Genomic DNA, 6,577 nt, shown 5'->3' with positions numbered 1-6,577 from the left:
GCCACGTCTGGGGCGTAGCGGCGGCAGATTTCGCCTATGCCGTCATACAGGAGCTTGAGCCGCGCGGGCAGGCTGCCCTGGGGCGCGTCTGCGGTTTGGATGACGCCGCTGGCCACGTAGGCGAGCTGGCCTCCGGCCGCATCCAGCACGCCGAAGCCGGTGGTGCGCAGGCCGGGGTCGATGCCGAGGATTCGCATGGTGAGCTGTGGCGCAAGGCGGCTGGGGCGCTACATGGACAGGAGCAAATATGAAGGGGTCAAAATGCCTGCCTGCGCAGTTTCCACTAGGACCCCATGCTATGGTTAGAGGAGCAAAATAGCCCGTCGGCCCAGTCAGCCCACGAGCAGGTCCGTCAGTTCCTTGGCCTCAATATTGCCGAAATAATGCTTCACGTCGATTTCTGAGAAGGCTTTTTCAATGGCGTCGCGGCGATAGGCAATGCCGGTGAGGCGTTTTTCCACATCGGCAATGTCGCCCAGGCCGAAAAAGTCGCCAAAAATGCGGATGGACTGAATCATGCCGCGCTCGACGTTAAAGCGGAAATCCACTGCGCCGATGGGAAACTTGAAATACCGCTCGCTGGAAAAGGCGGGCGAGCGGCCATAGTTCCAGTCCCAGTTGCCAAAGCGTTCGGCGCGAATTTGGCGCACTTTTTCCCAGTCTTTTTCTTCAAGCCTGTATTCGGGTACCTGCGCGCGGTTTTTCACGCCGAAGATATTGAGCAGCAGGCTGTCGCGGAACTCGCGCGTGCTCATGCCCTTGTATTCGTTGGCCACATAGGGCTTGATGTTGGTGACGCGGCTGCGAATGGATTTGATGCCCTTGGATTCGATTTTGTCGGCGCGGGGCTTGAGCGCCTGTGTCACGGCGTCCAGATCGGCGTCAAACAAAATGGTGCCGTGGGCTGTGAGGCGTCCGTTGCGCACGTACATGGCGTTGCCGGAGAATTTCTTGCCGTCAATGAGCAAATCATTGCGCCCTTGCAGGGCCGCGCCGGTGGCGCCCATTTTGTGCAGGCATTCGATGACGGGCCGGGTAAAGGCCGAAAAATTGCGCGCCATGCCATTTTCATCTTGAATGAAGCAGAATGAGAAATTGCCCAGGTCGTGATAAACCGCGCCACCGCCCGACATGCGGCGCACCACGTGAATGCCATTTTCTTCCACATAGCGCTGATTGACTTCTTCCACCGTGTTTTGGTTGCGGCCGATGATGATGGAAGGTTCGTTGATGTAGAAAAGCAGCATTGGCTCGTCGGCAAGCCGGTTTTCAACGAGGTAGGTTTCCAGCGCAATATTGATGCTGGGGTCGGTGATTTCCTGGTTATCGACGAATAACATGGGCGCGCTCCGTGCGTTGAAAATGAAAAAAAGCCGCCCGCCGCCTGTTTCTGCGGTTTCAGGCGGCGGGCGGCTTGATTTTATGACCCGGCAAAAACCATGAAGAGAAAATGCCGGTTTTTTTGCATCAGAAGAAATACTTGAGCGTGACGTTGAAGTTGCGCGGCATGCCGGGCGAGACCACGCCGGTGCGTACCGCGCCTGCGTAGTAGCTGCGGTTAAACAGGTTTTTCACGCCTGCGGTGAGCCGCCAGTTCGTGTGGGTGTAGCTCACGGAGGCGTCCACCACTGTGTAGGCGGGCAGGTAGAACGCGCTGTTGCCATGCTGTTTGCCGACGTAGCGCACGCCTGCGCCCAGGGTGAGAGCGGGCATTTGCGGCAGCCGCCAGTTGCTCCACACGGTGAGGGCGTGGCGCGGGGTGTAGTTGAGCGGCTGGCCGATTTCGCGGGCGTTGGTGCTCTGAGTGACTTCGGTCTTGGTGTAGGCGTAAGCGCCGGTGAATTTGAGGCCGTTTTTCAGCTCGGCTGCGGCTTCCAGCTCCAACCCGCGGGCGCGCTGCTCGCCCACCAGTACCTTGTAGCCGTCATTGATGGGGTCGGCGGCGGCGATGTTGCGCTTGCGCAGGTCAAACACGGCGGCGCTGGCTGTCCAGCCGTCCCTGGCGTATTTGGTTCCCGCTTCCCACTGCGTGCCGGTTTCGGGCTTGAAGGCGTTGCCGTGATAGTCCTGCCCCATTTGCGGCAGGAAAGACTGGCTGTAGCTGGCGTACACCGACCAGCCGGGCGTGAATTCATAGACGATGCCGGCCATGCCGGTCACGTCGCTGTCATGCTGGGTGGCGCTGGTGTTCTTGACGTGGTCATCTTGCCGCTGGCGCGATTTTTCGTAACGCAGGCCCGCCAGCGCCGTCCAGCCTTGACCGAACTTGATCTGGTCTTGCATGTAAATGGCGGCGGTGCGCAGTCTGGTGGGTGCGTCGCTGTCCCACTTGTCAGGGCAGGTGTAGGGCTGGTAGTAAACGGGGGCGTACAGGTCGATGGGGCGCACGGTGCAGCGGTGCTGGGCGCGGCTGCTGGTGCCTTGGCGCATGTCCAGCCCGGCCACCACTTGGTGCTTCATGCCGGTGCCCTCAAAGGGCATGAGCATGGAGGTGTCGAGCGCGATCTGGTGATCGTCCATTTGCTGGTGGGTGCCACGGCGCGTTTGCGTGCGCTGGTCGGCGCGCAGCGTTTGCAGGGAGATGAAGCGCCCCGTGCCGCTTTCTTTCTCGTAGCGCAGGTTCTGGCGCAGGGTGAAATCATTGGCAAAGCGGTGCTGGAGGTTGTAGCCCAGGGTGTACTGCGCCAGGTCATAACTGCCAAAGCCGGGGTCGCCCGTGAAAAGCGAGTGGCGCAGCGGACCGTTGCGGTTGGGCAGCACGGTGCCCTCGGGCGGCAGGCCCTGCTGGCGAATCCAGTTGCCCGAGTTGTAGGTGGCAAACAGCACGAAGTCGGTATTCGTTCCAAAGTCCAGCGAAAGCGCAGGGGCGAACCAGCGGTCGCGCCGCCATACATGGTCCGTCGGGTCTTTCTTGTTGCCCGCCAGGGCGTTGATGCGCAGGGCCGTCTTGCCTGACGCGGACAGGGGCCGGTTGATATCGAACGCCGCCACGCGGTTGCCAAAGCTGCCCGCTTCCAGGTGAACCTCGCCCAGCGCGTCACGCTTGGGCCGCTTGCTGATGGCATTGACCATGCCGCCCGGCTGCACGCGCCCATACAACAGGCTGGAAGCGCCCTTGAGCACTTCAAAGCGCTCGTAGCCGTAGGACTGCAAGCGCAGGCCGATGGAGCTGTTGCCGCTTTGCGCCAGCCCGTCGATGATGGTGGACTCGCCGGAATCAAAGCCGCGAATGAACAAATCGTCAAAGCCCCGGCGGCCATAGTTCACGGGGCTGACGCCCGCCACAGTCTCCAGCGCCTCCTGCAAATTGCCCGTCTGGCGTGATTCCATCTCTTCGCGCGTGACCACGCTGATGGACATGGGCGTTTCCACCATGCGCATGGGCATCTTGCCCGCTGTCTCCGTCTCTTTTGGGGCGAAGCCGATGTCTTTTTCGGAAGTGGCGTAGATGCGCACCTCTTGCAAATCAATGGCCTCGTCATCTGCGGCGCTTTGCGCCAGTGCACAAGGCACAGCGCAGGCCAGGGCGGCCGCCAGGGCCAGGGGCTTGAAGGAAGCTTGCATGAAGAAAAATGAGTCAGAAAGTAGTTTCGGAAAGCGCGGTTTGCGCAAAAGCGGTTTTTTCTGCCGCCTTTCTCGCCGCCAAGAGCCGCGCGCTGGCCGCATGTATTCAGGAATGCTCTTCGTCAAAAATGTTTCAGGCTGAAAACGCGGGTGCGGGATGATATTGAAATCTATTCTTTTTCGCATGACCTACCTTGCGAAGGCGTTTTCTTGCGATCGCCCCGTTTACCTTGCAGACCCAAACAGCGGCAAAAGGCCCCAAGCCTGCTCTAACCCTGGCCCAGCCAAGCGCGCAGGGTCTGGCGTCAGCTTCAGAGCCTGTCCTCAAACTCCAAATAAAAGAGTCAAAGGGCGCAGGCGCTACATGGCCTCAGACACGATGGGACTGCTGCTGACCGTGGTGGCGCCTTCAGCAGGCATTTAGGACAGAGTGGGTGCCAGGGCTTTGCCAGTGAGGCTGTTCTTACGCTTTGAGTGGCTGAAGCCCCTTTTTGTGGATGGCGGCTGCACGGGCACGCTGATTGGATGGGTGCTGAGCATGTTTGGCTGGGACATGCAGGTGATCCAGCGTTGCCAGCAGCGCATCTTCAAGGTGCTTCCCAGGCGCTGGATTGTGGAAAGAACCTTCGCCTGGCTGAGTCAATCGAGAAGGCTCTCCAAGGACTACGAGGTCAGCGTGGCCTCGGCTGAAGCCTTCGTCAAGATCGCTTGCATCCGGCGCATGATCAGACTTTGGGATGATTTTTGGGGCAGGCTCTGAGAGGTTTGTGTTGCCATGCCTTGGCTTGCGAACAGGTGTCCAGAAGGCACTTGATGGCATTAAAAACAGGAGCGGATTTGAGAGGCTGAAAACGGCGTTTGCGCACGTTTTACTAGGACATCATGCTATGAATACGGGAGCTGATTAGGGGCGTTTCCTATTTCTCTCTTTGCCGCTTTTGGCGCACAGGCGCTGTCTGGATACGGCGCGCGGCCTAAGCCTTGTTCCGTTCGCGGCAGCGAAAAAAGCGGTGTCAGGCCGCCGGCGGCCCATTCCGCGTTCGCGGTTTCTTTGAACAGGCTCTCAAAAGAGTGAATTCGGTGGACTTGACGCCTGGTTGCTGCTGCGCGTGCGAAAGAGACGCAGACGCTGCGATGAATCAAGGCGCAAAAAGAAGCAAAAAGAGCCTTCGCCCTTCCACGCCCGCGCCACTGGCCACGCTCTGGCGCGGCCAGCGTTTTGCCGCCCTCCTAAAATCGCCCGCCATTTCACGGCGCAAGCAGCTCCGCCTGGCAGGCACTGGCAACCGGGGCCTGCGCTTTCGGGCGGCACGCCATTTACCTGCTTTGCCGCCCGCGCCGCTCAAGCGCCCCGATGACCTGACCGGAAAACCGTTTTTTTGTGACCTACGCCCAAGAAACCCGCCGCCGCCGCACCTTCGCCATCATCAGCCACCCGGACGCGGGCAAAACCACACTGACCGAAAAGCTGCTGCTGTTTTCGGGCGCCATTCAGATTGCCGGCAGCGTGAAGGCGCGCAAGGCCAGCCGCCACGCCACCAGCGACTGGATGGAAATTGAAAAGCAGCGCGGCATCTCGGTGGCTTCCAGCGTGATGCAAATGGCCTATCGCGACCACGTCATCAACTTGCTGGACACGCCCGGCCACAAGGATTTTTCGGAAGACACCTACCGCGTGCTCACCGCCGTGGACTCGGCGCTGATGGTGATTGACGCGGCCAACGGCGTGGAAGCGCAGACGCGCCGCCTGATTGAAGTCTGCCGCCAGCGCGACACGCCCATCATCACCTTCGTGAACAAGATGGACCGCGAAGTGCGCGAGCCGCTGGATTTGCTGGACGAAGTCGAGCGCGAGCTGGGGATGCCCTGCGTGCCCATGACCTGGCCCGTGGGGCAGGGCAAGTCCTTTGGCGGCATCATCAATTTGCGCACGCAAACCATGACGGTGTTTGAAGCGGGCAGCGAGCGCCGCCCGCAAGACTTTGAAACCATTCCGTTAAGCGAAAGCGCCGCCTTGCGCGCGCGCTTTGGCAGCGCTTTCGACGACGCGCTGGAGAGCATGGAGCTGGCCGTGGGCGCATCGCCCGCCTGGAGCCACGAGGCTTTTCTGGCGGGCCGGCAAACGCCGGTGTTTTTTGGCTCGGGCGTGAACAACTTTGGCGTGATGGAAGTGCTGGACGCGCTGGTGGATCTGGCGCCGCCGCCGCGCCCGCGCGTGTCCACGCTCATCGTGAACCGCCAGCCGCAGGAAAAAACCGTCAATCCCGAAGACGCGGGCTTTGCTGGCGTGGTATTCAAGGTGCAGGCCAACATGGACGCCAACCACCGCGACCGCATCGCCTTCGTGCGCGTGGCCAGCGGCAAATACACCCCGGGCATGAAGATGAAAGTGCAGCGTACCGCCAAAGAGCTGCGCCCCACCAGCGTCGTCACCTTCATGAGCCAGCGCCGCGAAGCCGTGCAGGAAGCCTATGCGGGCGACATCATCGGCTTTACCACCCACGGCGGCGTGCAGCTGGGCGACACCATCACCGACGGCGCCAGCCTGCAATTTACGGGCCTGCCCTTTTTCGCGCCCGAAATGTTCATGACCGTCGTGCTCAAAAACCCCTTGCGCGCCAAGCAGTTGCAGCAGGGCCTGGTGCAACTGGGCGAAGAAGGCGCCATTCAGGTTTTCAAGCCCGACGCAGGCGGCAACATGCTGCTGGGCGCCATTGGCCAGCTTCAGTTTGAAGTGGTGCAGCACCGCCTGAAAACCGAATACGACTGCGATGTGCGCCTGGAAGGCTGCCAATACACCGGCGCGCGCTGGATTACCGCTGACGACCCGGCCGATTTGCGCGCCTTCACCGACGCCTACCCCATGCGCATGGCGCACGACGCCGCCGACACCCTGGCCTATTTGTGCACCAGCCCCTATGACGTGCGCCTGGCGCAGGAGCGCTTTCCCAAAATACAGTTTCACCCGCTGAGGGAGCACGCGGGGCTGGCTTTGCAAGGCAGTCCGTCGTGA

The 6,577-nt window shown here is 60.8% G+C and carries 6 protein-coding genes; 3 read left to right on the top strand and 3 right to left on the bottom strand.

Annotated elements, in window-relative coordinates; genetic code table 11:
• From QB898_RS11305 to QB898_RS11295, 3 genes are all read right to left on the bottom strand, one after another.
• On the bottom strand, positions 1-197 hold a 197-nt coding region (locus QB898_RS11305; RefSeq protein ID WP_279525035.1), incomplete at its 3' end, for a crossover junction endodeoxyribonuclease RuvC.
• A gap of 135 nt (positions 198-332) precedes the next feature.
• The gene (gene lplA, locus QB898_RS11300) at positions 333-1,340 is read right to left on the bottom strand and encodes a lipoate--protein ligase (protein WP_279525034.1); all 1,008 of its coding nucleotides are present in this window, start codon (positions 1,338-1,340) and stop codon (positions 333-335) included.
• A 127-nt stretch (positions 1,341-1,467) separates the two neighbouring features.
• Positions 1,468-3,564, bottom strand: a complete 2,097-nt coding sequence (locus QB898_RS11295) for a TonB-dependent siderophore receptor (protein ID WP_279525033.1) — start codon at positions 3,562-3,564, stop codon at positions 1,468-1,470.
• Here QB898_RS11295 and QB898_RS11290 point away from each other — a divergent pair.
• The 3 genes from QB898_RS11290 to QB898_RS11280 all read left to right on the top strand — a co-directional run bounded on the left by QB898_RS11290 (position 3,563) and on the right by QB898_RS11280 (position 6,577).
• On the top strand, positions 3,563-3,706 hold the full coding sequence (locus QB898_RS11290; protein ID WP_158241724.1) for a hypothetical protein: 144 nt from the start codon (positions 3,563-3,565) through the stop codon (positions 3,704-3,706). The genes QB898_RS11295 and QB898_RS11290 overlap by 2 nt on opposite strands.
• A gap of 309 nt (positions 3,707-4,015) precedes the next feature.
• Positions 4,016-4,324: a transposase gene (locus tag QB898_RS11285; protein ID WP_279525032.1), complete on the top strand. Its 309-nt coding sequence runs from the start codon at positions 4,016-4,018 to the stop codon at positions 4,322-4,324.
• Positions 4,325-4,945: 621 nt separating this feature from the next.
• Positions 4,946-6,577, top strand: a complete 1,632-nt coding sequence (locus tag QB898_RS11280; RefSeq protein ID WP_279525031.1) for a peptide chain release factor 3 — start codon at positions 4,946-4,948, stop codon at positions 6,575-6,577.

The sequence above is a fragment of the Ottowia cancrivicina genome (assembly GCF_029813755.1).
Lineage (GTDB): Bacteria > Pseudomonadota > Gammaproteobacteria > Burkholderiales > Burkholderiaceae_C > Ottowia > Ottowia massiliensis.
The sequence above is the reverse complement of the archived record's forward strand: the minus strand, read 5'-3'. Positions and strand labels throughout refer to the sequence as shown.

Bases quoted from the DNA above. Each gene is read 5' to 3' on its own strand.
- lplA (WP_279525034.1), bottom strand. From the start codon at position 1,340: ATGTTATTCGTCGATAACCAGGAAATCACCGACCCCAGCATCAATATT.
- QB898_RS11295 (WP_279525033.1), bottom strand. From the start codon at position 3,564: ATGCAAGCTTCCTTCAAGCCCCTGGCCCTGGCGGCCGCCCTGGCCTGC.
- QB898_RS11290 (WP_158241724.1), top strand. From the start codon at position 3,563: ATGAAGAAAAATGAGTCAGAAAGTAGTTTCGGAAAGCGCGGTTTGCGC.